Origin of the sequence: Psychrobacillus sp. NPDC093200, from assembly GCF_050280345.1 — a bacterium.
GTDB classification, from domain to species: domain Bacteria; phylum Bacillota; class Bacilli; order Bacillales_A; family Planococcaceae; genus Psychrobacillus; species Psychrobacillus faecigallinarum.
In genome coordinates, this window is the sequence record NZ_JBNNVC010000002.1 from 204,913 (window position 1) to 229,872 (window position 24,960).

Below are 24,960 nucleotides of genomic sequence, written 5' to 3' on the forward strand. Positions count from 1 at the left end.
AAAGTATATATGGGAATTCGAATGTAGGGATTTTACGCCTTGACTGGAAGCGTAGATGGAGATTTCATATAGAAGTTCACCCCGTTAGCTGCCACCGGGACCAGTATTTACTGTAAAGGTGTGCCGGTGTAGAGCCGTTAGTCGAATTGAGTGATTGCACGTTTTTTTGTGCAATAATCAGGGTGGTACCGCGAAAATAGTCCTCGTCCCTTTTATAGGGGCGAGGATTTTTTATTTTGTCAATTAGGAGGGATTTTTGAAATGGAAGCACAACTTCAACAGTTGAAAGAAGAAGCTCTAAAAAAAATTGAAGCTTCACAAAACACAAAAGAATTAAATGAAGTGCGAGTTGCATATTTAGGGAAAAAGGGCCCAATCACGGATTTATTAAAGGGAATGGGTAAACTTCCAGCCGAGGAGCGTCCGAAGATGGGGGCACTTGTCAATGTAGTACGAGAGGAAGTAACTAATGTATTAGAAGCCCGTATGACCTTATTACAGGAGCAAGCGATTCAAGAGCAGCTAGAGAAAGAATCTATTGATGTAACTTTACCTGGTCGTCCAGTGAAAACCGGGAATCATCATCCACTTACTCGCGTTGTCGAGGAGATTGAAGATCTATTTTTAAGCATGGGCTATGAAATTGCAGAAGGTCCTGAGGTTGAAAAGGATTACTATAATTTCGAAGCTTTAAATTTACCTAAAGGTCATCCAGCTCGTGATATGCAGGATTCCTTCTACATTTCAGAGGATATTTTGTTACGTACGCATACATCTCCAGTACAAGCGCGCACAATGGAGGCAAAAGAAGGTCAACCGATTAAAATTATTTGTCCTGGTAAGGTGTATCGTCGTGATAATGATGATGCGACACATTCACACCAATTTACTCAAATTGAAGGTCTAGTAATCGGTGAGAATATCCGTATGAGTGATTTAAAAGGTACATTATCTTTATTCGCGAAGAAGATGTTCGGAGAGGATCGCGAAATTCGTTTGCGTCCAAGTTTCTTCCCATTTACAGAACCATCTGTAGAGATGGATATCTCTTGCTTTAAGTGTGGAGGTAGCGGCTGTAACGTATGTAAGAAGACTGGCTGGATTGAAATACTAGGAGCAGGTATGGTTCATCCTAACGTCCTTGAGATGGCTGGCTATGATTCTAAAAAGCTTTCTGGTTTTGCATTTGGTATGGGGCCAGAGCGTATTGCAATGTTGAAATATGGAGTGGAAGATATTCGTCATTTCTATACAAATGATGTGCGTTTCTTATCGCAATTCCACCGAACAGAAGTGTAAGGAGGAAATGACATGTTAGTATCGACGAAATGGTTATCAGAATATGTAAACACACAAGGATTGAATCCAAAGGATTTAGGAGAAAAAATCACACGCTCAGGTATTGAGGTAGATGCAGTAATTGACCGCTCTCAAGGCATGACAAATGTTGTAGTTGGATATGTAAAAGAAAAGGTGAAACATCCGGAAGCTGATAAGTTAAACATCTGTCAGGTAGACGTAGGAGATGAAATCACTCAAATCATTTGTGGTGCTCCTAACGTAGACGCTGGTCAGAAAGTAATCGTTGCTCGTCCTGGTGCAGTGCTACCAGGTGGCATTAAGATTAAGAAAGCAAAGCTACGTGGAGAAATATCTAACGGTATGATCTGTTCTCTTCAGGAGCTAGGTATAGAAGGCCGCCTTGTCTCAAAAGCATATGCAGAAGGGATTTATGTTCTCCCTGAAACAGCTGTACCAGGTGAAAGCGCACTCCCGTTATTAGGTCTGGACGATATAGTGTTAGAACTAGGTTTAACACCAAACCGTTCTGACGCACTAAGTATGCTAGGAGTAGCTTATGAAGTAGGAGCAATTCTTTCTGAAGATATGAAATACCCAGAAGCGTCCTATACAGAAAGTATTGAAAAAGCAGAAGACTATATAAAGCTTCGTGTGGATGCAATAGAAGAAAATCCTTTGTACATTGCGAAAGTTGTAAAAAACGTACAAGTAAAAGAATCACCACTATGGCTACAAAATCGTCTAATGGCAGCTGGTGTCCGTCCTCATAACAATGTCGTAGATATTACAAACTACGTGTTAATGGAATACGGCCAACCACTTCATGCATTTGACTATGATCGCCTTGCTACAAAGGAAATCGTTGTTCGCCTAGCAAATGAAGAAGAAAAAATTGTTACACTTGATGATCAAGAGCGTACACTTAAATCTAATCATTTAGTTATTACTAATGGTAAAGAACCAGTTGCTCTTGCTGGAGTTATGGGTGGTGCCAATTCAGAGGTTCATGATGGTACGACAACAGTTGTTATCGAGTCTGCGTACTTTACAGCAAGTTCAGTTCGCCAATCTTCTAAAGATCATAATTTACGTAGTGACGCGAGTGCCCGCTACGAAAAAGGTGTTGATCCTAACAGAGTTGTTTTAGCAGCTGAACGTGCAGCTAGCCTATTAGCAGAACTTGCTGGTGGAGAGGTGTTAGCTGGTTCTGTAGTAGTAGATAAGTTAGATAAATCTCCTGCTGAGGTAATCGTATCTCCTGATTTCATCAACAGTCGCTTAGGAATGAAAATTTCTCTAGAAGATATGACATCTATATTAACTCGTTTGAAGTTTGATTTCCAAGTAGCTAATGGATATTTGTATATTAAAGCTCCGACACGTCGCCAGGACATCAAAATCCCAGAAGATATCGTAGAAGAAATTGCTCGTATGTATGGCTATGATGAAATCCCAATGACATTACCAGTGGAAGAATCGAAGCCTGGTGGTTTAACTTCCTACCAAGCAAAACGTCGCCAAGTGCGAGGATTTATGGAAGGTGCAGGACTTTATCAAGCAATCACTTATTCATTAACTTCAAAAGAAATGGCTCAAAAGTTTGCATTAGAATCTGCTCCAGTGACAGAATTATTAATGCCAATGAGTGAGGAACGCAGCACGTTACGTCAAAGCTTAATCCCACATTTGTTGGAAGCTGTAACATATAACACTGCTCGCCAAGCCGATACAGTTGCATTATATGAAATTGGCTCTGTATTCTTAGGGGAAACGGAATCTGGTCTTCCTCAAGAGCAAGAGCATTTAGCAGGAGTTATTGCTGGTAAATGGGTAGAGCATAGCTGGCAAGGTGAGAAGAAGAGCGTGGATTTCTTCGTGCTTAAAGGAATTGTGGAAGGTTTGATGGACCTCCTTGGACACACTGCGGATTTAACATTTGAACGTACAGTTGTAGAAGGTATGCATCCAGGAAGAACTGCATCCATTCAATTAGCAGGTGTAGAAATAGGTATTATCGGACAATTACACCCAGCAGAACAAAAAGCCCGCGACTTAAAAGAAACGTATGTGTTCGAATTGAATTTAGTAAAAGTATTAACTAAAGAAGTAGAAACATTATATTATGCACCAGTTTCTAAATTCCCATCTATTACTCGGGATATTGCATTAGTAGTGGAACGTGAAAAAGCTGCTGGAGAGCTCCAAGCGATTATCCAGCAATCAGGCGGAAAACTATTGAAGGCTGTACATCTCTTCGATTTATATGAAGGCGAAAAAATGGAACCAGGAAAAAAATCAATTGCATTCTCTCTAACATACTTCGATCCGGAACGAACACTGACAGACGAAGAAGTAGTCAATGCTCACAACAAAGTTCTAAAAGCACTTGCTGAACAAGCAGGAGCAGAGCTAAGAGGATAATTGAAAAAAAGAAAGAGGAGCAGCACTTAAATTGGTGCTGCTCCTTTTTATAGCTATGTGAAGGGGAACAGTGATGTACTTAAACTAACACCGTAGTTAAAGCTGACCATTCAATCGACCCTCAGGTTTGTGGGTTTTTGGGGTGAAGAAATACCAGGACTTTCCCATCCTTAGCATCATTAGAATATCTCTCTGCTTCATCATCTGGGACTCCGATTTCCATAAGAGCATGTTTTAATCCACCAGCACCAGAGTTGGCCCCTACGACTGCGCCTCCAATTGTTGTAATGATAGGACCTGCAGCCAACACAGCGCCAAATCCGGGAATCAATACTGTAGATAACCCTGCTATAACTCCCGCTATGCCAATTGCTCCTCCTGTTAAAGCTCCCGCAATGGCTCCATCTTTAGTGGAGGGTTTTACTTCGTTTGTGATTTCAGAAAGTTCCTTTGTATTTTTAGCAATAATTGAAATTTCATCAGTTGTATAACCTTTATCTTTTAAATCTTTGACAACTTCAGCTGCTTGTTGTTCGTTTTCGTATACGCCAATAACATGATTCTCCATAAAAAATTACCTCCTGTTTGCTTCAACTACATATTCTTTACCCTTTCTTTAGTTTTTCTAGACATATTTCCACTTTCCATAATTGGGTAAATGATTCTATAATTAAATTACTGCATTAATTTCATAGGAAATACTTTAAGATGAGGTAACTTGCTCCTTCCTCATTAGGTGACTAAACCCTGCAATGATCACTAGTATCAAAAAATATTATTTAAATCATCCCTTTTTTATTAAACTGGCCTGTTGCGTTGTTTTAGTTATTTTCTTCTCTATCTCTATAGTTATTTAACAATCAGTTAAGGTAATTTAGGGCAGGATAATCATAGCTTAATTAGAAAAACAAAGAGGTGATAGTATGAATTCGTTTAAACCAAGCAAGCCAATAAAAGCAATACCCAACATAAAAGAAATTTTGAATAAACAGCTTATTCTTTCGAAGTCTTTAACACAAAGTGAAGCAGATAAATTGAAATTAGCTAATAGCAACTACGAAAGTGAAGAAGATAATTTCCTTCCGAAGCAATGGTTTTGTAGTATAGATATTGGGGATTGGGAAGAAGTAGAAATATTTGTTCAAGGAGATACAGAATATCCTTCTGAAGAATTTCTTGAACTGGCAGGGGAAATATTCTCTCAGTTGCCTCAGCACATTAACCGTGCATTAAATTATTTAAAGATATTCTTTCCAGCTCATGAGATAGAAGACTATTATCTAGCTAACATATCCTTTGGAAGGATAATCAATTTTGATGATCACCTGTTTTCAGGATTTACAGTAGCCTTTTATAGCGAACGTCCACATGAATTTCAGTATAAGGTAAAATTAAAAAAAGATGGATGGCCGATTGGCTTTGAAGGTGGACCATTATAAATTAATGATGCAGATTACAGTTTTTAAGATTAAATGAATATGAATATTAAAATAAGGAGGCTGTGTAGAATATGGGATTTTTTAACCGTCTTTTTAGGAAAATAGAAGATGTTAATAAGGGAGAGACAGCTGTTTCTGAATTAGAATCTGAGTTATACATAGAGTCACCTGTAGAAGATGCAATGGATTATTGGGTGGAAATGGCACAGAATATTATTGTAAATACGGTTAAAGCAACTAATAACACTGTACAACGTGCCTTTGTTTTGGTGGATTTAGGTGAACAACCATCCTTCGACATTTTTTATCAAATAGATGGCGGTTTAGTTATGTGGGATCAACTTGACAGTCAATCTATTAAAGAAAAAATTGAAAACGAATTACTACCTCAAGCCTCAAATGTTGCCACTGCAGTAAATGACAATTTTACTCAAGCGGAGCATCCTAACATTGCATATGCTGAGCTACAATTTGAATGGCTAACAAGTGCGTGGTTTTCTCATATAATTTGGGAAGATGATAAGGATTCAAAGCTACCTAAGGAAGAAATTTTAAATAAATGGTTCGATACATTGAGTAAGGAAATCCAAACCAAGCCGTTAGACAGTGATAGTAAACTAGCATGGTATCCATAAAGTTTTTGTAATTGGATAATGTAACTTATGTTCCACATAGTAAGACTGAATAAAAATGATATTAGTTTTAGACTGTTACATACTCAAATCGAGTGTTAGCAGTCTTTTTTTGTTGTATTAATTTAACACTAGTGGAAGGAAAATTTATCTCGTTCTTTTATTATGGTTTATACCATCTAAGCAGGGGTAATAAAGTAATAGCAAATTTTTAATAATTTACTTATTTTATTAATAATGCTTGCAAATACAAAAAGATGGAGGGGTTAGATGGGTTTAGCTTTTTGGACATGGACAGTTACAATCACGTTATCTATAGTCTTCATTGGAATGTCATTCCTGTTTAAGAAAAAAGCGGATACTAGCTTTGCACATTACGCGATAGCTGGAGGTACATTACCTTTTTTTCTATTACTGTTCACAGATATCGCGACTATTATGGGAGTTGGAAATTTTGTGGGACATTCATCCAAGGGGTATGAGATTGGAATAGCAAATGTGCCCTTTGTCATTGGCGAACAAGGAGCAAAAATTTTGTTCGCTCTAATATTTGCAGGATTTGCAGCAAAATTTACATATAATACGTTAGCAGAAATGATGGACGATTTAATAATAAGAGATAGGTTTTCTCGTAGTTTAATAGCCATTTTAACTTCATCTATTATGATTGCTTGGGTTAGTGGTCAGGCAATGGGGATGGGAGCGCTATTTTCAGCTTTCACAGGTGCCGACCCGCTAATGATGATTTTAGTTTTTTCTGCAGTATTCATCATCTACACTGCTGTTGGCGGTATGTATTCCGTTGTATGGACCGATCTAATACAGGGAGGGATACTCATTGCAATTGCAGTTTGGTTTTACATACAAGTATTCGATAAAGTTGATTTTAGTTATTCGACACTTAAGGGTGGCTTAGAAAATGTTGGAGCTATCGAGTTAGCACAAATGAATCTATCAGCTGTGGAGGTAATTTCTCTGTTTGTAACGGGTACGTTGGGAATATTAGCTGCACAGGTATATTGGCAGCGGTGTTTTGCTTCTAAAAACCCTAAAGCGGCTAGTCGTGCAATGCTAATAAGTGGAGTAGTCGCGATAATTTTCACGATATTTGCCACAATCGCAGGTATGGTTGTGAAATTGCAAAACCCAAATTTGGCAGCAGACGAAGCAATCTCGTGGTTAATTCTTGAGGAAATGACTCAATTAGCTGCTCTTGCCTTTTTCATCATGATTTTCTTGGCAGCCATCTCTAGTGCCTCCTCACTTCTACATTCCGCTGCAGTAGTTATTGTAAATGACTTAGTCATTCCAAATATGAAGCCAAAAGAAGATTCCTATTATTTAAGGTTAACGAGGATAGGGGTCATTGTTGTTGGAGCTTTTACTATTGGAACAGCCATTTGGGCAGACTCTATTATCGATTTATTTTCCATGGCCTATTCTATGGCGGGAGGTGGAGTTGTTCCAGTATTAATAGTAGGGCTACTTTGGAAAAAGAGGAAAGGTCAAGAGTTTACGATGGGGACAAGTAATAGTCAAGTTTCCGTTTGGGGAGCGAGGATCGGTATCATAGCCGGCTCTATAGTATCACTTACCATAGGAATTTTATGGGGTGTGATTATTTCGGTTTTATTAACTTTGATTACATCAAAAATAATGCCTAATTCAAATGAAACATCTGTAGAGGCATAAAAATATCCCTATCCGATTTGGTAATCGGTATAGGGTTATTTTTTGGTTTAAGCTCGAAATGTTGCAATGGCTAGCCCTTCCTTTAAAATAGAGGGTACTAAGTAAATTATTTTGAATAGGTGATAATATGCCAGCAATAACGTTTGAACAAGAATTTATATTAAATGAACATCGAATATACACGTCTAAGCCGCTTCGAACTCTTTTTACATTAGAGCGACTAAGTAAGGAATTTTTCCAGGATGATTTTGCAAAGTTGATGCAGGGGATTACGGAAGCAAAAAACCAGGTAGCAGCTGTTTCCCATTTTGCTAAAAGATACGGTATGTTTTTTGCCAATCAATTTTACATGCTGGCTGCTTACGACATGGTTTGGGATGGCAAGCACACAGAGCTTCATTTCGATGTTACAAAGGAATATGGTGCATATACTATAGCTATGTTCATCAATCCTAATGATTTTCGTTATGTGAAGGAAGAAGAGAGAGAAGAGGTCATCCGAAAGATCTTAAGTAAGCAAGGATATGAAATAGTACAGCAGTTAAGAAATACAACAAGTATTTCACCGCTAATCATTTGGGAAAGCTTTTTCGTTCATCTTGTTAATCAGTTTGAGAAGCTCTTAGAAGATCCTTCTACCGCTGGTCAAGCTATGGATGATATTGAAATACTCGAGAACCCAGAGGTGTGGAAATTATTCTCCACTAAATCTCTATTTTACGAATACACTCAAGGTAGAAATCCAGCAGTATTAGTAAATCAGCCTATCCGTAGAAGCTGTTGTATGTCTATGGATTTACCAGGTCAAGGAGCATGCGGCTACTGTCCTAAAACAAATAAATAAATAACATTCTATCCCAAAATAGAGCCCTGCCACAATAGGCAGGGCTTGTTCTATGGAGAAATCTTTTTGTGACTGATCCACCAATCTATATGGTCTAAATTAAAGGCTATAATGTCTCCGATTGGTCTAAGATGTGGTATTTCTTTATTTAGCATAAGCTGATGGATTTGTTCTTCTGTTAGTGGATAGCCAACAGAATCTAGATATGTCATTAATTTTTTTACTCCATAGACTCTTCTCAACTAATCACCTCCCACCAAAAGCTCTTACCTTCAAAGAAAGAAATCTTAGTGAGACGTATTAATCGATAGATTTGTTAAATATATACCCCATAAAACTAAAGATAATCCTATCGTTATCGAACAACAGTTTGCTAAAAATTTAAAATATTATTAAAAATGAAATCATACATTTGATATAATTCTAATAAAGCTCCTAGAAGATATGTGAGCAACAAATTTCAGTATACAGGAAGATTGATAAGTAATGAAAAGAGTAGATGTAGTCTATGGCTTGATTGCCGATGCAAATGAGGAGAATTTTTTAATGGTCCGGAACACTGGGGCTAGCTGGACACTTCCTGGAGGTGCGGTGGAGAATGGAGAAACATTGGAGCAGGCTATTGTAAGAGAGGTCCAAGAAGAAACAGGGTTAATGACAGAGGTAGAGAGAGTAATAGCACTTAATGAAGCATTTTTTCAACATAAGAACAGTCATGTATTGTTTGTGACATTCAAGATGAAAATTATTGCTGGTGAATGTTGCATTATAGATCCAGAAGAAATTGAAGAAATAAGATGGATGGATAAGCAAACTGTTGATAACATGATGCCCTATCATCCTGGAGGTATTAACAGCTTGTTAAAATCAGCAGCGCCATATATATATCAAAAAAATAGGGGGATATGATATTGTTTAATTTGTTTAAAAATGAAAATACAAAAGATACTAATTTGAATGAAAGGGGTTATATTAATGAGGAAGACGGCTTAGGAGTGGGCATACTCATCCACTATACTCCGATTGCCGTTTATATGTATTTATCTACTGATATATTAATAGAAAATGGTGATACCTTGTATGATTCTAAGCATAGAGAGATCATTGTCCAAGGGAACAGTGTGTCTATCACATTAAACGATAAAAGTGAAATCCCAGAAATTATCGATTTATATGGTTTAAATAATACTAATTTGCCTTTAATCACAATTGATGTCACATTGTCCTATTAGAGGATGCGTAAATCATGAAAAGAAAGTACGGTAATCGTTCGGATTGGTCTAGAATTTTAAAGAGACAATATATTTTTAAAGATACTTTTTCAGAGCAATTTACTGGAGGAATCTCTCTTTTACATTTAGTTGAGATAGGAGAGCCTTTATGGGTGAATTATGACTCTCAGAAGATTTGTATTGTAGACGATGGATATATGTGGCTTCAACAATATCCAAATGAAGAAAATTATACGGTAACAACGATGTTTAATCATAACGGAGAAGTAGTTCAATGGTATATAGATATTTGCTATAGACACGGAGTGGACTATAACGGACCGTGGTGGGATGACTTATTTTTAGATATCATTGTCCTCCCATCAGGAGATTATTACCTTATAGACGAAGATGAGCTTGAAGAGGCTTTACTTAAAGGTCAAATAAATTACCAACAGTATAACCATGCAAAACAGACAGCTGATAAAATTATGGATGAACTAAAAGAAAATAAATTTGATATATTAAAACAGTCGAAAGCTCATAAGAACCTATTGCTAGAGCTTCTAGAGTAAAGTGAGGATAAACATGAGAAAAGTTGAAGTCATCGAATATTCAAAGGATTGGGCTTTACTCTTTGAGCAAGAATCAAAGAAGTTAAATGAGATTTTCAAGGAAGAGTTACTTGAAATACATCATATAGGAAGTACTTCAGTAGAAGGACTCTTAGCAAAGCCAATTATAGATATGATGCCGGTAGTACGTGATATTGAGAAGGTCGATTTATACAATCAACAAATGATTCAGCAAGGGTATACACCAAAAGGAGAAAATGGTTTACCTGGTCGACGTTACTTTCAAAAGGGGGAAAATAATCGAACACATCATATTCATATTTATGAACAAGGGAATCCAGAAATAGAGAGACATCTTGTCTTTCGAGATTATTTAAAGGTACATCCCGTGGATTTAAATAGATATGGAGAACTAAAGAGCAAACTTGCTAAACTGTTTCCCTTTGATATTGAGAGCTATATTAATGGAAAAGATAAGATTGTTCAAGAAATAGAGGAAAACGCTCAGCGCTGGAAAAAAAGGATACAACTAAATTTTCATAGACCCTTTGGTGTCTATGGTATATGCGTGCAGGAAAAGAAGCTTCTAGTCATTGAAAAGAATGGTGGACCTTATATCAACCGCTATGATCTTCCAGGGGGAAATTTAGAACCTAGGGAATCACTTAAAGAGGCAGTCCAGAGAGAATTTTTAGAGGAAACGGGGTTATTAATAGATGTACTTGAACAGATAGGAACTGCTGATTTTATGATTCTTACAGATTGGAGAGAAGGTACGGCCGTACATCATATTGCAGTTTTTTATTTGGTAGAGCAAACAGGGGGTTCCATAACAAAACCTCTTCTTTTTGAAGGTCAAGACTCTTTAGGTGCTGTTTGGATTGCTGAAGAGGAAGCAACTAAGGAAAATTCATCTCCTTTAGTACTAAAAGCTTTTGAATGGCTGCGTACAAAAAAGTTTTCTATAGAAGTTACTTATTATGAACAATGGCAAGTAAAGAAAAACTAGTGTGAAAGAGAGGATTTCTATTATGGACAATACTTTTATTAAAGCGTTAGATTTAAAATTCCCTATCATTCAAGCGCCAATGGCTGGTGGGGCGACAACCTCTGCTTTAGTAAGCGCTGTTTCCAATCAGGGAGCACTCGGCATGATTGGCGCAGGGTATTTAAAACCAGATGATTTACGCCATCAGATAAAACAAGTGAAATCAGAAACTAACGCAAGTTTCGGAGTAAATTTGTTTGTGCCTGAACATTATGAGATTAAAGAAGAACAGATAGAAAAATCAAAACGACTAATAGAGACCTATGAGCTTCTTTTAAATCAACAGGTTACAGAGCCTTCTCTCCCTAATCGAGAAACTGAAATGTGTACCTATGAAGAGTTAATACAGGTTGTCTTGGATGAGAATGTACCTGTCTGCTCCTTTACCTTTGGGATACCATCTAAAGAAACTATACAAACATTTAAACGTCAAGGAGTTTTTACGATTGGTACTGCTACTAATGTATCTGAAGCAATAGCCGTTGAAAGTTTAGGAATGGATGCGGTAGTTGTTCAGGGGAGTGAGGCAGGGGGCCATCGAGGGAATTTCCTATGCGATTCCAACGAAAGCATGATTGGTTTAATAGCTCTTGTTCCTCAAGTGGTAGACCAAGTAGCCATTCCAGTTATTGCTGCAGGTGGAATAATGGACGGTAGAGGGCTTTCTTCCGCGCTCTGTTTAGGAGCAGAGGCAGTACAGATGGGGACTGCATTCTTAACCTGTAAAGAAAGTGGGGCACATCCAGTACATCAACAAGCAATACTTCTAGCAAAAAGTGAGGACATAGTAACCACGAAGGCATTTTCAGGTAAGGATGCTAGAGGAATTGAAAATCAGTTTATGAAGGAAATGAAAGAGCATGAAGCAGTTCTTCCTCCATTTCCTGTACAAAATGCTCTTACACAAAATTTAAGAAAATTAGCCTCTCAACAAAAAAATCCAGAGTTCATGTCTCTTTGGTCGGGACAAAGCCCAACATTAGCGAGAGAAGAAACAGTGGAACAGCTTATTAACCGTGTTGCAAATGAGGCGGCTTTAATATTAGATAGGATTAGGCTTTAAAAGAGCTCAGAAAAAAGGAGGTTCATAGTAACCCCATGAACCTCCCCAGATAATAAAATATTGTGTTTAAAAGCACTGCACAATACGAATCTAATGTAATATGGTTTCCTTATTCGGTCTATATTCATAAACAGGCTCTTCCTGCTGGGTATCATCGAACCATTTTAGTCCCAGATATGTAAAACCAGCTCGTTCTAAAATTTTGAGGGATCCTGCGTTTTCTATACTAGCAGAAGCAGACACAATAAGAACATTTGGATGATGCCTTACGATGTCCATACAAGCAGCTACCGCTTCAGTTGCATATCCTTTCCCCCAAGATTTCTTATTAAAATGATAGATTAATTCTACTTCTTCTATTTTATCCTCGACGTTGAAGCCAGCTGCTCCAATAATCTCTCCCGAGCTTTTTTCCATCACAGCATAAACAGACAAATTTTTCTCTTCATGACATTCTCGATAAAACTCTATAGTTCTAGGTAATGCTTCATGGGAAGATGCTCCTCCACATGATTTCATCACGTCGTTGTCTCCCCAAAACAGCTTAGCTGAATCCAAAAATCTTTCTTCGAATACTACAAGGCATAATCTTTCTGTTTCACCTACTATGTTCATTCATTTCCCCTCCACACGTTAAAATTTTCTTTTTTGAACAAGTTTCATGGCTTTTTGTGTATTTGCAAAATGCCATTTTGTAATAGATTTAAGGAATTCCTCTCCATGCTTCAAATAAATTTTTGCAGCTGTTTCGTCCACTTTTGCACTAGCTCCTTTTGGAATAGTGGTATGTGCTATTTCCGTAAGACGGTCCATTTCCTTCAAGAAAGCATATCTTGCTATAATGGAAGCTGCAGCGACTGAAACGTGTAATTGCTCTGCCTTTGTCGAAAACAAAACATTTTCACGTATGATTTCCTTCTCCATTTTGATATGGTTGTAATAAATACCACGCTCTGCAAACTGATCAATTAATATGTAAGCGGGCTTTTCTGGCTCTATTTTATTTAAAACATGCTTTAAGGCTTGGTTATGCATCATTGCTTTAATTTTACCCTGGGACCAGCCTCGACCTTGAATTTCGTTATACTTTTCATTTTTTAATACGAGCACACTATGGGACAATGTTTTCATCAGGTCTGGGGCAATTCGACGCATCAGCTCATCTGTTAGCATTTTGGAATCCTTAACTCCCAGTTCTCTCACAAGTTCTACTTGATGTGCAGGTACATAGCAGGCTGCTACAGTAATGGGACCAAAATAATCTCCAGTGCCTGTTTCATCAGAACCGATCACGGATAATGTGGTGAAGTTTTCCGGGAGAATGTCACCTTTTGACGAACTGCTCTTTATAGGATTTGTTGGAGAAATGTTTCCGCTCCAAAGAGCTGCCTCTCTAGAAGCACCGTTTCCTTGAAACATTACCTTTCCTGATTTATAAATGGTGATGGCTGTATCTACAAGCTTAGCAGCGAAAACTACCCCTGGTGCAGAGCGTTCGATTTTGAATTTTAAGTAATGTGCCTTCACTTTTTCTATTTCGTTAGCTGGCAATAATAAAACTTCATTTGACATTCATATTGTTCCTTTCTTCACAACGTAATCTATTTCGTGTTATTATTATACATAGGATTTTCTGGGGGAGGGTATGTCTTTGTCAGAACAAGAGAAAACAAGGATTTCTGTCGATATTTATGGACAGAATTATAAAATGGCAGGAACTGAAACATCTGGTCATATGAGACTCGTTGCCTCCATCGTAGATGATAAAATGAGAGAAATACACTCTCATAATAGACAGCTAGATATCGCAAAATTAGCAGTGCTTACCGCTGTTAATGCAGTAAACGATTACATAAAAGTAAAAGAACAGCTAGAACTTCTAGAAGAAGAATTGAAAAGGCTAAAGGACTGAAAAAATGTTAGATTTAATTATCCTGATTTTATTAATTGCCGGCTTTGTAACTGGCGCTAGACGTGGGTTGATCGTTCAACTTATTCATATGACGGGCTTCATCGTTGCCCTCGTCGTCGCCTATATCTATTATAAACCACTGGCAGACAAATTTGTTCTGTGGATACCATTTCCTGCAGTAACCTCAGATTCATCATTAACAATTGCAGTAGAAACATTGGACCTAGACCAAACGTTTTACCGGATTATCGCGTTTACTTTAATTTTTATGGTTGTTAAGTTTGGCTTACAATTAATAGCCTCCATGTTTGATTTTTTAAAGTATTTGCCTATACTAGGCTTTGTGAGTAATGTTGCAGGAGCAATTCTAGGATTTATAGAGTTTTATTTCATCATATTCGTCCTTTTATATGTTTTTGCGCTATTGCCAATTGAATTTATACAAAATATTACATCAGGTTCATTCTTAACTTCATGGATGCTTGAACATACGCCAATCCTATCTGAGATGGTTAAAAACTGGTGGTATATTTATTTAGAAAAGTAATATCTAGTATGTAAGAAGAACTTCTCTCAGTAGAGGGAAGTTTTTTTAAATAGAGGAGGTCTACTCATGGACAAAAAGACAATTATTAAAACGTTAGAAAAAATTGCGTTATATATGGAACTCCAAGGAGAAAATCCTTTTAAGGTGTCTGCTTTTCGTAAGGCTGCCCAAGTTTTAGAGTTAGACGAACGTAGCTTATCTGAGATGGACAATATTACTTCTCTGAAGGGGATTGGAGCAGCAACAGGGGCAGTGATCAACGATTTAATCGAAACTGGTGAGTCCTCTTTGCTTAAGGAAATGCAAGAATCTGTGCCAGGCGGACTTTTACCTATGTTAAAGATTCCAGGTCTTGGAGGAAAGAAAATCGCCAAGCTTTATAAAGAATTAGGTGTAGATTCGATTGAGTCCTTAAAGATTGCATGTGAGGAAGGTAAGGTTAAAGGACTAGCGGGATTTGGAGCTAAAACAGAAGAAAAAATATTAGCACAGCTAGAAGTCTTTCAAACAAAACCTGAGAGAACCGCTATTTGGCAGCTTGAGCCTATTGTTGCCTTTATCGAAGGTATTTTAGCAAGCATGGATACTGTTGTTAAGTATTCTGTTGCAGGTTCCTATCGAAGAGTAAAGGAATCTAGTAAGGATATCGACTTTATCGTAGCAACGACTTTACCACTAAAGGTTAGAGAGGAATTGCTAGAGAAGCTCCCCCTACTAAAAGTGATTGCAGCAGGAGACACCAAGGTATCTGTGACCTTAGATGTAGAAAATGAGGTAGATGTTGATTTTAGGCTGGTGGAGCCCCATCAATACGCTTCCGCATTGCACCATTTTACCGGTTCTAAGGACCACAATATTAAAATGAGACAAATTGCCAAAGAAAAGGGTCTGAAAATAAGTGAATACGGGGTAGAGCAGGAAGATGGCTCCGTTCAGTCCTTTGAATCTGAGAAAGAATTCTATGCATACTTTGATTTACCTTTTATCCCGCCTACAATTCGAGAGGATGGAACAGAGCTAAACAAGCTAGAAATGATTCCTAGCCTTGTAACGTTAGAGGATATAAAGGGAGATTTTCATATGCACACTACGTGGTCAGATGGAGCTCACTCTATTGAAGAAATGGTAGAGGCATGTAGAGAAAAAGGATACTCTCATATTGTAATTACTGACCACTCAAATTATTTAAAAGTAGCAAACGGCCTTTCTAGGGAGAGACTGTTACAACAAATAGAAGCAATACATGTCATGAATGAAAAATATAGTGATATAGAAATTTTCGCAGGTACAGAGATGGATATACTCCCAGATGGCTCTCTAGATTTTGATGATGAATTGCTTGAGCAGTTAGACTTTGTTATTGCTTCCATCCATTCAAGCTTTAGTCAATCACAGGACAAGATTATGGCAAGGCTGAGAACAGCAATTGAAAATCCACATGTTCATATGATTGCTCATCCTACGGGGAGAATTATTGGTAGCCGTACTGGCTACGATCCGGATGTGCCGACTTTAATAGAGTGGGCAAGTGAATTCGGAAAGATATTAGAGCTAAATGCTAACCCGCATCGCTTGGATTTAGAAACAGTCTATTTAAAAATGGCGCAGGAAAAGGGTGTGCCAATTGCGATTAACACGGATGCGCATCATATAGATCAACTAAGATATATGGATGTAGGCGTCAAATATGCACAGAAAGCATGGCTTCACAAAGAGAATATTGTTAATACATGGACATTAGATAAATTTAAACAATACTTGAAGAAATAATTAGGAGGTGCCTCGGTGATAGCTGAAAGAGCACTGAAAACTTTAGAATATTATAAAATCAGGGAAGAAGTAGGGAAATATTGTACTTCATCTATCGGGAAATCGCATATCGAAAAATTAGTCCCTTCTGTAGATTATGAGGAAGTATCTATACTATTAGAGGAAATGGATGAGGGTCTCACAATTCTTCGCTTGAGAGGGAACGTTCCTATGGGAGGGATTGTAGATATCCGTCCGCATGCGAAACGTGCTCAAATTGGTGGGATGCTGAGTCCAATGGAGCTTATGGAAACTGCAAGCACTATTAGAGCAAGTAAAATTCTTCGAAACTTTTTAGAAAATATGGCAGAAACAGAATCTGTAGAGATTCCTCATTTTCTTTCAAAAAAGGATTCGTTACCTATTTTGACAGCATTAGAGCATGAGATAAACGACTGTATTGATGAAAACGGCAGCGTGCTAGATAGTGCGAGTAGTACATTACGTTCCATTCGTCAGCAACTGAGAATTCAGGTGAGTCGTGTCCGTGAGAAGCTAGAGAGCTACACACGTGGCGCTAATGCAGCGAAAATGCTATCTGATTCTATTATAACGATTAGAAACGACCGATATGTGATTCCGGTTAAATCGGAATATCGCAGCCATTACGGTGGCATTGTTCACGATCAATCTTCTTCTGGTCAAACTCTTTTCGTTGAACCTTCAGCTGTAGTCCAGATCAATAACGACATTCGGGCTTTAAAGGTGAAGGAACAGGAAGAAATTGAACGCATTCTTATACGTTTGACAGGTGAGGTTGAGGTTGTTGGGCATGAGATTTTCCTTTTAGTTAACATACTTGGAGAAATCGATGTCATTTTAGCAAAAGCTAAATATGGACAGGCAGAAAAATGTACTATGCCCCAAATCAACAACGATGGTTATATACGCTTAGTAAAAGCGAGACACCCTCTTATTCCAGTAGAACAAGCAGTTCCAAATACGATTGAATTCGGAAGAGAAATTACAGCGATAGTGATAACAGGTCCGAATACGGGCGGGAAAACCGTTACTTTGAAAACAGTTGGCCTTTGTACTCTAATGGCTCAAAGTGGAATACCGATTCCAGCGCTGGACGGGTCAGAGGTTGCTCTGTTTGAATCTGTGTTTGCAGATATCGGAGACGAGCAATCTATCGAGCAAAGCTTAAGTACGTTCTCCTCTCATATGGTTAATATTGTGGATATTTTGAAGAAATATAACGATAAATCGTTAATCTTGTTTGACGAGCTTGGAGCAGGAACGGATCCTCAAGAGGGGGCAGCCCTAGCAATATCTATTCTTGATGCTGTCCACGGAACGGGTGCACGTGTCATGGCAACTACCCACTACCCTGAGCTAAAGGCATATGGTTATAACCGACCTGGTGTAGCCAATGCCAGTGTGGAGTTTGACATTGAAACACTAAGCCCGACCTATAAGCTTTTAATTGGTGTACCTGGACGAAGCAATGCGTTTGAAATTTCCGAGCGCTTAGGTCTACCAAACCATATAATTTCACAGGCTCAAACCTTTACTGGAACGGATCGAGGAGAGGTAAACTCCATGATAGCCTCATTAGAGGATAGCCGTAGGCAAGCAGAGCGAGATGCAGAAGAAACTGAGGTCGAGTTAGAAAAAGCTAAGCGCCTAAAAGACGACCTCGAGCAAAAGTTGGCTGAGTACGACGAGAAAAAAGAAAAACTAGAGCAAAAAGCAAAGGAAAAAGCGAGAAAGATTGTGGAAGAAGCAAGAAGAGAAGCGGATGAAATCATCAGTGAGCTACGAAAAATGCAGTCAAATACGCATAAGCTTGTGAAAGAGCATGAGCTAATAGATGCTAAAAAACGTTTAGATGAAGCCCTTCCGAACAATCCAGTTTTGAAGAAGCAGAAAAAATTGAATGAACAGGCAAAAGAATTAAAGTCGGGCGATGAGGTGAAGGTACTAAGCTTTGGCCAAAAAGGTACCTTACTTGAAAAAGTATCGAAAACTGAATGGTCCGTTCAGATCGGAATGCTCAAGATGAAGTTAGACGAGGCAGACTTAGAATATATTAAACCCGAAAAGCAGAAACAATCAGTATCAGTTAATGCTGTTAGAGGAAGAGATTCACATGTAAAGCTTGAGCTAGACCTACGTGGAGAGCGATACGAGGATGCTATACTTCGAACTGAAAAATATATAGATGATGCTATTTTGGCTAATTATCCACGAGTTTCTATTATCCACGGGAAAGGTACAGGCGTCCTAAGACAGGCGATACAACAGTACTTGAAAAATCATTCTCGAGTGAATAGTTATCGATTTGGTGAAGCGGGCGAAGGTGGCCATGGAGTAACTGTAGTTGAACTGAAATAACATGGATGGAAGGAAAGAGATACAGATTTTGTGTACTTCTGTCATCTCTTTATTTACGATACTTATTCAAATAAATATATATTATGTTGAAACTTTTCAAATACCCATTCGTATAGAAAGAAAAGTTTGAGAGGGGCTATATCATGCTGCTAGGTAGTTTTTGGTCAAATCCATTAGTAGAATCTGCAGGTTATTTTAGTGTCGTTGTTTTATGTTTAATTGTTTCCATGGTTTTGTTTGAAATAGTGACCAAATATAAAAACTGGCAGGAAATTAAAAATGGAAATGTTGCAGTGGCATTAGCTACTGGTGGGAAAATATTTGGTGTGTGTAATATTTTTAAATACTCCATTGAAGAGCATAATTCCCTTTTTGAGATGATTGGCTGGGGATTATATGGCTTTGCATTACTAATTGTAGCTTATTGGCTTTTTGAGTTTTTAACTCCAAGTTTTAACGTCGATAAAGAAATAGAAAATGATAATCGCTCTGTTGGATTTATCTCGTTAATTATTTCCGTTGGATTATCATTTGTAATTGGTGCGAGTATTTAATTAGGAGAGATATAGATGGAAAAATTGTCGAAAATATTGATTGTAGTTGGAATATTTTTTCTAGCAATCGGCATACTATATATAGTAAAAAATTCATAGAACTAATTTAAACTCTAAACGAGGCTGTAATAATGCGTTTGTAATTCAAATTAATGAATTAGCGGATTATTGCGGTCTCTTTTTTTAGGAAAAGAAAGTAAATGCTTTCTTTTCCAATTATTTATCTAACTGCTACTGCCTTGTCCTGCGTGGTCAAATGGATAAAAGCTATGATAATTGTGTAACCGCTTTCTCGCTTTCTCCCTTTTGCATGTCAGGGCAGGCACAAGCGCTAATATTTTTCTTGTTTTATGAATTGAATTGTCATTCATTTTTATCTATAATAAAAAATAGGAATATTCACTCTATTAAAATCGTACAAAGGGGGCAAACAAATGATTGAAAAACCATGGCTTTCTCACTATCCGCCGGAAGTTCCACACACACTTGACTATGAATCTATTCCCGTCCAAGAGTATCTTACGAGAGCGTACAAGAAATTTCCAACGAAGATAGCTATACATTTCATGGGGAGAGATGTAACTTACAAAGAGCTATATGAATCATCAATGAAGTTTGCGAATTATTTGCAGTCATTAGGTCTGCAAAGTGGCGAAAGAGTAGCAATCATGCTACCGAACTGTCCACAAGGGGTTATAGGTTATTACGGGATTCTGTATGCTGGAGGTATTGTCGTTCAAACAAATCCTCTATACACCGAACGTGAGGTAGCTTATCAATTAAAGGATTCAGGAGCTAAAATTATTTTGGCTATGGACATTCTTTACCCTCGAATAACTAAGGTTATTAAAGAAACAAATTTGGAAAACTTAATTATTACAGGGATTAAGGATTACTTACCTTTTCCTAAAAACCTCATTTATCCTTTTATTCAGAAGAAGCAATATGGATTTAGTGTAAAAGTAGAGCATCGGGGGATGAACCATCTATTTACTGAAATTATGAAGGTTGGAAAGATGGATTCGATTTCTTTACCATTTGATTTTAATGAAGATATAGCTCTTCTACAATACACAGGGGGTACGACTGGCTTCCCTAAAGGAGTTATGCTCACACATAAAAATTTGATTGCAAACGCTTCGATGTGCCGTGCTTGGCTGCATGAATGTCGTGAAGGTGAAGAGTCAATTTTAGGAATTTTACCTTTCTTTCACGTGTATGGAATGACTACTGTTATGATTTTCTCTGTTATGCAAGGAAATCGTATGGTATTATTACCTAAGTTTGATGTAGAAACTGCTTTAAAAACAATTGATAAACAAAAACCTACATTGTTTCCTGGTGCACCAACTATGTATATAGGGATTTTAAATCATCCAGATGTAAAAAAATATGATTTATCCTCTATCGTAGCTTGTTTAAGTGGCTCGGCACCTCTACCAGCAGAAGTTCAGGAAAAATTTGAAAAAGTTACGGGTGGAAGACTGGTAGAAGGCTATGGCTTAACTGAAACTTCTCCAGTAACACATGCTAATTTAATCTATAGTGCAGATCGAGTAAAAGGTTCCATCGGTGTTCCTTGGCCTGATACGGAAGCAACTATTTTTGGACCAGAATCCACGGACCCATTACCTTATGGTGAAATAGGAGAAATCGCTGTAAAGGGACCACAGGTAATGAAAGGCTATTGGAATCGTCAAGAGGATACTGATATGACGATGAGAGATGGTTGGTTGCTAACAGGTGATTTAGGGTACATGGATGAAAACGGTTTCTTTTATATTGTAGACCGTAAAAAAGATCTTATTATTGCTGGTGGTTATAATATTTATCCTCGTGATGTGGAGGAGGTTCTTTACGAACATCCTGCAGTACAGGAATGTGTAGTTGCAGGTGTACCTGATCCATATCGTGGCGAGACTGTAAAAGCCTATATAGTTGTAAAAGAGGGAATGACTGCAACTGAGGAAGAGCTTAATACACATTGTCGCGAAAATCTCGCATCATTTAAAGTTCCAAGGATTTATGAATTTAGGAAAGAGCTTCCAAAAACAGCTATCGGAAAAATATTAAGAAGAAACCTTATAGACGAAGAAAGAGAAAAATTGAAGCAGGTGGCAGTACAGAGTTAATTGTTTATTGACAATATAAAAAATTGAATATAAAATAAAAATATGAATGAATCATCATTCATATTTTTATTTTTTGGTGGTGAATTCATTGAAGAAAGACAAACCTAAGTATAAGCAAATTATTGACGCTGCAATCATTGTTATAGCAGAGAATGGATACCATCAGTCTCAGGTTTCTAAAATAGCTAAACAAGCTGGCGTTGCAGATGGAACAATCTATTTGTACTTCAAAAACAAGGAAGATATTTTAATATCGGTTTTTGAAGAAAAAATGGAAGTTTTTGCGGATAACTTGAAGGAAATTTTAAAAGAGAATATCAGTGCTTCTGATAAGTTGTATAAAATGATCGAAAATCATTTTAAGGTGCTTGCTAGTAATAGGCATCTAGCAACTGTAACTCAATTGGAGCTACGTCAATCTAACCTAGCGTTACGTTTGCGAATAAATGCTATCTTAAAAAATTATTTGACATTACTCGACACTATCTTAAAAGAAGGTATTGAAAACGAGGAATTCGAAAATTCTGTAGATATTCGCTTAGCAAGACAAATGGTTTTTGGTACAATTGATGAGACGACTACTTCCTGGGTGATGAATGAGTATAAATATGACTTAGTCGGACTAACAGAAAAAGTACATCGTCTATTACTAAAAGGTATAACAACCTAAAAGGGATGTGGGTAGATGGAGTTTTTGTCATGGAATGTCGAAAATCATGTAGCAACCGTTACGCTGAATCGTCCTCCTGCAAATGCATTAGCTAGGGGTGTTATTTTAGAGGTTAATAGCTTGCTAGATGAGGTGGAGCACGATGAAAATGTTCGTGTTATCCTTCTAAAAGGGGAAGGTCGATTCTTTTCTGCAGGAGCAGACATTAAAGAATTTACCACTGTGACTTCTGGAGAGGAGTTCTCGAAGCTAGCTTCTAGCGGACAAACTATATTCGAAAGAGTCGAAACATTTCCAAAACCGGTGATTGCAGCCATTCATGGTGCAGCACTTGGTGGGGGACTTGAGTTGGCCATGAGCTGTCATATTCGATTGGTCGCTGAAAATGCTAAACTTGGTTTGCCAGAGCTACAGTTAGGTTTAATACCAGGATTCGCTGGTACCCAACGCCTTCCACGATATGTAGGGTTTGCTAAGGCGGCAGAAATGCTACTAACAAGTGAACCAATCAGTGGAAAGGATGCGGCAGCATTTGGGCTAGCTAATCATGCTTATCCAGAGGAAGAATTGTTTGAAAAAGCAGGGGAGCTAGCAAACAAAATTGCTACGAAAAGCCCTGTTGCCGTGAAGGCTGCTTTGGAAATGCTTCAATTTGTGAAGACTTCATCTTATCACGAAGGGGTAAAAGCAGAAGCAAACGCTTTTGGAACAGTATTTGTTTCAGAGGATGCCAAAGAAGGTATTTCAGCATTTATTGAAAAAAGACAGCCTGTCTTTAAAGGTAAATAACAATATTGGGAGGACTTCAACATGAATATTTATGTTCTAGTTAAACGCACGTTCGATACAGAGGAGAAAATTGTTGTAAGTGGTGGAAAAATTCAAGAGGATGGTGCTGAGTTCATCATCAACCCATACGATGAGTATGCAATCGAGGAAGCTATCCAAGTTCGCGACGCACACGGTGGTGAAGTTACAGTCATTACAATGGGTGGCGAGGATGCTGAAAAGCAACTACGTACAGCTTTAGCAATGGGTGCTGACAAAGCAGTTCTGATCAATACAGAAGATGATGTTGAAGAAATGGACCAATTCACTGCGGCTCATATAATTTCCGAATACTTAAAAGACAAGGATGTAAATTTAATCTTAGCTGGAAACGTTGCTATCGATGGCGGTTCAGGTCAAGTTGGACCACGCGTTGCAGAATTATTAGGTATAAACTATGTAACTACTATTACTAACCTAGAAATCGATGGAACAACCGCTACGATCAAACGTGACGTTGAAGGGGACACAGAAATTTTAGAAGCATCTTTACCTCTTTTAGTTACTGCACAGCAAGGTTTAAATGAGCCACGCTATCCTTCTTTACCGGGAATAATGAAGGCTAAGAAAAAACCTTTAGAAGAACTAGAATTAGATGACCTTGATATTGATGAAGATGACATAGAGGCAAAAACAGAAACAATAGAAATTTACTTACCTCCTAAAAAGGAAGCTGGAAAAGTTTTAGAGGGAGAACTAGCTGATCAAGTAAAAGAGCTAGTGAGCCTACTTCATTCAGAAGCGAAAGTAGTATAACTTTTTACGGTTAAGTTTCTAGTAATCTATGAACTGTCTTGTTAAGTAAAGAGGGTTCGAATCATTTATTAAATGGGAGGAACAAATCATGTCTAAAAAAGTATTAGTTTTAGGGGAAGCACGTGAAGGTGCACTTCGTAATGTATCATATGAATCAATCGCTGCAGCAAAGCAAATTTCTGACGGTGGGGAAGTAGTAGCAGTATTACTAGGAGATGCAGTTCAAGATTTAGCTGCTGAGCTAGGAAAATACGGTGCAGACCGTGTGATTACTGTAGAGCATCCACACTTGAAACAATATACTTCTGATGGCTATGGTCAAGCTTTTATGGCTGTAATCGATCAAGAAAACCCAGAAGCAATTGTATTTGGTCATACAGCTCTTGGAAAAGATCTATCTCCTAAAATCGCTAGTAAATTACAAATCGGTCTAATTTCCGATGTAACAGCTATCGAAGGAGAAGGGGAAGATGCAGTATATATTCGTCCAATCTATTCTGGTAAAGCCTTTGAAAAAGTTAAAGTTAAAGAAGGTATTAAGTTCATCACAATTCGTCCAAACAACATCGCACCACTTGTAAAAGACGATAGCAAATCTTGTGACGTTTCTTCTCTATCAGTTGACATCACAAACCTACGCACAATCATTAAAGAAGTAGTACGTAAATCTACGGAAGGCGTAGACTTATCAGAGGCGAAGGTTGTTATCGCGGGTGGACGTGGAGTGAAGAGTGAGGAAGGATTTGCACCATTAAAAGAGCTTGCGAACGTGTTAGGTGGAGCAGTTGGAGCTTCTCGTGGAGCTTGTGATGCTGACTACTGTGATTATTCACTACAAATCGGCCAAACTGGTAAGGTTGTAACTCCTGACCTTTATATCGCGGCTGGTATTTCTGGAGCAATTCAGCATTTAGCAGGTATGTCTAACTCTAAAATTATTGTGGCGATTAACAAGGATCCAGAAGCTAATATCTTTAAAGTCGCTGACTATGGAATTGTCGGAGACTTGTTTGAAGTTATCCCGATGCTAACAGAAGAATTCAAAAAGCTTAAAGTGAATGCATAAAAAATGCTCGGCTCTTTATGGGCCGAGTTTTTGTGTGAATAAATGAAATTTACGTGTGTAAGCTAAATTGTAGATGAAGCATTTTTTGTCTGCTATAATCTATTTAGAGTTAATAAAGG

General features: G+C 37.8%; 25 protein-coding genes, 1 pseudogene and 1 other annotated feature (1 of these 27 only partly in view). Of the genes and pseudogenes, 22 read left to right on the forward strand and 4 right to left on the reverse strand.

Going from position 1 to position 24,960, the window contains the following annotated elements:
- Positions 1-214: a binding site (T-box leader), on the forward strand; it begins 19 nt to the left of the window's first position.
- A 47-nt stretch (positions 215-261) separates the two neighbouring features.
- Entirely contained in the window at positions 262-1,299 is a 1,038-nt protein-coding gene (gene pheS / locus ACQKNZ_RS08630) for a phenylalanine--tRNA ligase subunit alpha (protein ID WP_427659171.1), read from the forward strand.
- A gap of 12 nt (positions 1,300-1,311) precedes the next feature.
- Entirely contained in the window at positions 1,312-3,723 is a 2,412-nt protein-coding gene (gene pheT, locus ACQKNZ_RS08635) for a phenylalanine--tRNA ligase subunit beta (RefSeq protein WP_427659173.1), read from the forward strand.
- Between the two features lie 121 nt (positions 3,724-3,844).
- Here pheT and ACQKNZ_RS08640 read toward each other — a convergent pair whose 3' ends face one another.
- The gene (locus ACQKNZ_RS08640) at positions 3,845-4,291 is read right to left on the reverse strand and encodes a general stress protein (protein ID WP_154310463.1); all 447 of its coding nucleotides are present in this window, start codon (positions 4,289-4,291) and stop codon (positions 3,845-3,847) included.
- Between the two features lie 355 nt (positions 4,292-4,646).
- Here ACQKNZ_RS08640 and ACQKNZ_RS08645 point away from each other — a divergent pair, with 355 nt between their 5' ends.
- The 4 genes from ACQKNZ_RS08645 to ACQKNZ_RS08660 all read left to right on the forward strand — a co-directional run bounded on the left by ACQKNZ_RS08645 (position 4,647) and on the right by ACQKNZ_RS08660 (position 8,330).
- Complete coding sequence (locus tag ACQKNZ_RS08645; protein WP_154310465.1) at positions 4,647-5,162, forward strand: hypothetical protein; 516 nt, start codon at positions 4,647-4,649, stop codon at positions 5,160-5,162.
- Between the two features lie 71 nt (positions 5,163-5,233).
- Positions 5,234-5,797 carry a hypothetical protein gene (locus tag ACQKNZ_RS08650; RefSeq protein WP_427659176.1) on the forward strand — a complete coding sequence of 188 codons (564 nt, stop codon included), beginning with the start codon at positions 5,234-5,236 and terminating at the stop codon, positions 5,795-5,797.
- Between the two features lie 267 nt (positions 5,798-6,064).
- Positions 6,065-7,486 (forward strand): sodium:solute symporter family protein, encoded by a 1,422-nt coding sequence (locus ACQKNZ_RS08655; RefSeq protein ID WP_342577186.1) that lies wholly within the window; start codon positions 6,065-6,067, stop codon positions 7,484-7,486.
- Positions 7,487-7,613: 127 nt separating this feature from the next.
- Entirely contained in the window at positions 7,614-8,330 is a 717-nt protein-coding gene (locus tag ACQKNZ_RS08660; RefSeq protein WP_427659178.1) for a Fe-S oxidoreductase, read from the forward strand.
- A gap of 50 nt (positions 8,331-8,380) precedes the next feature.
- Here the strand turns inward: ACQKNZ_RS08660 and ACQKNZ_RS08665 are convergent, their stop codons facing one another.
- Positions 8,381-8,572, reverse strand: a complete 192-nt coding sequence (locus ACQKNZ_RS08665; protein WP_144535498.1) for a hypothetical protein — start codon at positions 8,570-8,572, stop codon at positions 8,381-8,383.
- A 244-nt stretch (positions 8,573-8,816) separates the two neighbouring features.
- Between ACQKNZ_RS08665 and ACQKNZ_RS08670 the strand changes: the two genes are divergently transcribed.
- From ACQKNZ_RS08670 to ACQKNZ_RS08695, 6 genes and pseudogenes are all read left to right on the forward strand, one after another.
- Complete coding sequence (locus tag ACQKNZ_RS08670) at positions 8,817-9,239, forward strand: NUDIX hydrolase (protein ID WP_427659181.1); 423 nt, start codon at positions 8,817-8,819, stop codon at positions 9,237-9,239.
- A 2-nt stretch (positions 9,240-9,241) separates the two neighbouring features.
- A complete protein-coding gene (locus tag ACQKNZ_RS08675; protein WP_427659183.1) occupies positions 9,242-9,562 on the forward strand; it encodes a hypothetical protein in 321 nt (106 codons plus the stop codon).
- A 14-nt stretch (positions 9,563-9,576) separates the two neighbouring features.
- Complete coding sequence (locus ACQKNZ_RS08680) at positions 9,577-10,116, forward strand: DUF402 domain-containing protein (RefSeq protein ID WP_427659185.1); 540 nt, start codon at positions 9,577-9,579, stop codon at positions 10,114-10,116.
- Positions 10,117-10,129: 13 nt separating this feature from the next.
- A pseudogene (locus tag ACQKNZ_RS08685) lies at positions 10,130-10,603 on the forward strand (GrpB family protein); the annotation flags it as partial.
- 36 nt (positions 10,604-10,639) lie between these two features.
- A complete protein-coding gene (locus tag ACQKNZ_RS08690) occupies positions 10,640-11,125 on the forward strand; it encodes an NUDIX hydrolase (RefSeq protein ID WP_427660131.1) in 486 nt (161 codons plus the stop codon).
- Between the two features lie 22 nt (positions 11,126-11,147).
- Positions 11,148-12,227, forward strand: coding sequence for a nitronate monooxygenase (locus tag ACQKNZ_RS08695; protein ID WP_342577181.1), 1,080 nt, complete (start codon positions 11,148-11,150; stop codon positions 12,225-12,227).
- A gap of 90 nt (positions 12,228-12,317) precedes the next feature.
- Here ACQKNZ_RS08695 and ACQKNZ_RS08700 read toward each other — a convergent pair whose 3' ends face one another.
- Positions 12,318-12,842 carry a GNAT family N-acetyltransferase gene (locus ACQKNZ_RS08700; RefSeq protein ID WP_427659187.1) on the reverse strand — a complete coding sequence of 175 codons (525 nt, stop codon included), beginning with the start codon at positions 12,840-12,842 and terminating at the stop codon, positions 12,318-12,320.
- 18 nt (positions 12,843-12,860) lie between these two features.
- Entirely contained in the window at positions 12,861-13,799 is a 939-nt protein-coding gene (gene rnhC / locus ACQKNZ_RS08705) for a ribonuclease HIII (RefSeq protein ID WP_427659189.1), read from the reverse strand.
- A 79-nt stretch (positions 13,800-13,878) separates the two neighbouring features.
- Between rnhC and zapA the strand changes: the two genes are divergently transcribed.
- The 10 genes from zapA (at position 13,879) to ACQKNZ_RS08755 (ending at position 24,841) form a co-directional block, all read left to right on the forward strand.
- Positions 13,879-14,139, forward strand: coding sequence for a cell division protein ZapA (zapA, locus tag ACQKNZ_RS08710; protein WP_144535514.1), 261 nt, complete (start codon positions 13,879-13,881; stop codon positions 14,137-14,139).
- 4 nt (positions 14,140-14,143) lie between these two features.
- On the forward strand, positions 14,144-14,686 hold the full coding sequence (locus ACQKNZ_RS08715) for a CvpA family protein (RefSeq protein WP_427659191.1): 543 nt from the start codon (positions 14,144-14,146) through the stop codon (positions 14,684-14,686).
- A gap of 66 nt (positions 14,687-14,752) precedes the next feature.
- Positions 14,753-16,456, forward strand: coding sequence for a DNA polymerase/3'-5' exonuclease PolX (gene polX, locus ACQKNZ_RS08720; protein WP_427659193.1), 1,704 nt, complete (start codon positions 14,753-14,755; stop codon positions 16,454-16,456).
- Positions 16,457-16,471: 15 nt separating this feature from the next.
- Positions 16,472-18,835 (forward strand): endonuclease MutS2, encoded by a 2,364-nt coding sequence (locus tag ACQKNZ_RS08725; RefSeq protein ID WP_427659195.1) that lies wholly within the window; start codon positions 16,472-16,474, stop codon positions 18,833-18,835.
- A gap of 143 nt (positions 18,836-18,978) precedes the next feature.
- Positions 18,979-19,389, forward strand: coding sequence for a DUF350 domain-containing protein (locus ACQKNZ_RS08730; RefSeq protein WP_144535521.1), 411 nt, complete (start codon positions 18,979-18,981; stop codon positions 19,387-19,389).
- Between the two features lie 434 nt (positions 19,390-19,823).
- Entirely contained in the window at positions 19,824-21,521 is a 1,698-nt protein-coding gene (locus tag ACQKNZ_RS08735; protein WP_151113591.1) for an AMP-binding protein, read from the forward strand.
- 88 nt (positions 21,522-21,609) lie between these two features.
- Positions 21,610-22,191: a TetR/AcrR family transcriptional regulator gene (locus ACQKNZ_RS08740; RefSeq protein ID WP_144535525.1), complete on the forward strand. Its 582-nt coding sequence runs from the start codon at positions 21,610-21,612 to the stop codon at positions 22,189-22,191.
- A gap of 15 nt (positions 22,192-22,206) precedes the next feature.
- Complete coding sequence (locus tag ACQKNZ_RS08745; protein WP_144535527.1) at positions 22,207-22,980, forward strand: enoyl-CoA hydratase; 774 nt, start codon at positions 22,207-22,209, stop codon at positions 22,978-22,980.
- Between the two features lie 21 nt (positions 22,981-23,001).
- Entirely contained in the window at positions 23,002-23,775 is a 774-nt protein-coding gene (locus ACQKNZ_RS08750; RefSeq protein WP_427659199.1) for an electron transfer flavoprotein subunit beta/FixA family protein, read from the forward strand.
- 88 nt (positions 23,776-23,863) lie between these two features.
- Positions 23,864-24,841, forward strand: a complete 978-nt coding sequence (locus tag ACQKNZ_RS08755) for an electron transfer flavoprotein subunit alpha/FixB family protein (RefSeq protein WP_342577173.1) — start codon at positions 23,864-23,866, stop codon at positions 24,839-24,841.
- The last annotated feature ends 119 nt before the right edge of the window (positions 24,842-24,960 follow it).

What these genes read in the sequence shown, in the direction of transcription:
- rnhC (WP_427659189.1), bottom strand. Translation starts at nt 13,799, where the DNA reads ATGTCAAATGAAGTTTTATTATTGCCAGCTAACGAAATAGAAAAAGTG.
- ACQKNZ_RS08655 (WP_342577186.1), top strand. Translation starts at nt 6,065, where the DNA reads ATGGGTTTAGCTTTTTGGACATGGACAGTTACAATCACGTTATCTATA.
- polX (WP_427659193.1), top strand. Translation starts at nt 14,753, where the DNA reads ATGGACAAAAAGACAATTATTAAAACGTTAGAAAAAATTGCGTTATAT.
- pheS (WP_427659171.1), top strand. Translation starts at nt 262, where the DNA reads ATGGAAGCACAACTTCAACAGTTGAAAGAAGAAGCTCTAAAAAAAATT.
- ACQKNZ_RS08695 (WP_342577181.1), top strand. Translation starts at nt 11,148, where the DNA reads ATGGACAATACTTTTATTAAAGCGTTAGATTTAAAATTCCCTATCATT.
- ACQKNZ_RS08745 (WP_144535527.1), top strand. Translation starts at nt 22,207, where the DNA reads ATGGAGTTTTTGTCATGGAATGTCGAAAATCATGTAGCAACCGTTACG.
- ACQKNZ_RS08650 (WP_427659176.1), top strand. Translation starts at nt 5,234, where the DNA reads ATGGGATTTTTTAACCGTCTTTTTAGGAAAATAGAAGATGTTAATAAG.
- ACQKNZ_RS08640 (WP_154310463.1), bottom strand. Translation starts at nt 4,291, where the DNA reads ATGGAGAATCATGTTATTGGCGTATACGAAAACGAACAACAAGCAGCT.
- ACQKNZ_RS08735 (WP_151113591.1), top strand. Translation starts at nt 19,824, where the DNA reads ATGATTGAAAAACCATGGCTTTCTCACTATCCGCCGGAAGTTCCACAC.
- ACQKNZ_RS08730 (WP_144535521.1), top strand. Translation starts at nt 18,979, where the DNA reads ATGCTGCTAGGTAGTTTTTGGTCAAATCCATTAGTAGAATCTGCAGGT.
- ACQKNZ_RS08645 (WP_154310465.1), top strand. Translation starts at nt 4,647, where the DNA reads ATGAATTCGTTTAAACCAAGCAAGCCAATAAAAGCAATACCCAACATA.
- ACQKNZ_RS08750 (WP_427659199.1), top strand. Translation starts at nt 23,002, where the DNA reads ATGAATATTTATGTTCTAGTTAAACGCACGTTCGATACAGAGGAGAAA.
- ACQKNZ_RS08680 (WP_427659185.1), top strand. Translation starts at nt 9,577, where the DNA reads ATGAAAAGAAAGTACGGTAATCGTTCGGATTGGTCTAGAATTTTAAAG.
- ACQKNZ_RS08715 (WP_427659191.1), top strand. Translation starts at nt 14,144, where the DNA reads ATGTTAGATTTAATTATCCTGATTTTATTAATTGCCGGCTTTGTAACT.
- ACQKNZ_RS08670 (WP_427659181.1), top strand. Translation starts at nt 8,817, where the DNA reads ATGAAAAGAGTAGATGTAGTCTATGGCTTGATTGCCGATGCAAATGAG.
- pheT (WP_427659173.1), top strand. Translation starts at nt 1,312, where the DNA reads ATGTTAGTATCGACGAAATGGTTATCAGAATATGTAAACACACAAGGA.
- ACQKNZ_RS08660 (WP_427659178.1), top strand. Translation starts at nt 7,614, where the DNA reads ATGCCAGCAATAACGTTTGAACAAGAATTTATATTAAATGAACATCGA.
- ACQKNZ_RS08755 (WP_342577173.1), top strand. Translation starts at nt 23,864, where the DNA reads ATGTCTAAAAAAGTATTAGTTTTAGGGGAAGCACGTGAAGGTGCACTT.
- ACQKNZ_RS08700 (WP_427659187.1), bottom strand. Translation starts at nt 12,842, where the DNA reads ATGAACATAGTAGGTGAAACAGAAAGATTATGCCTTGTAGTATTCGAA.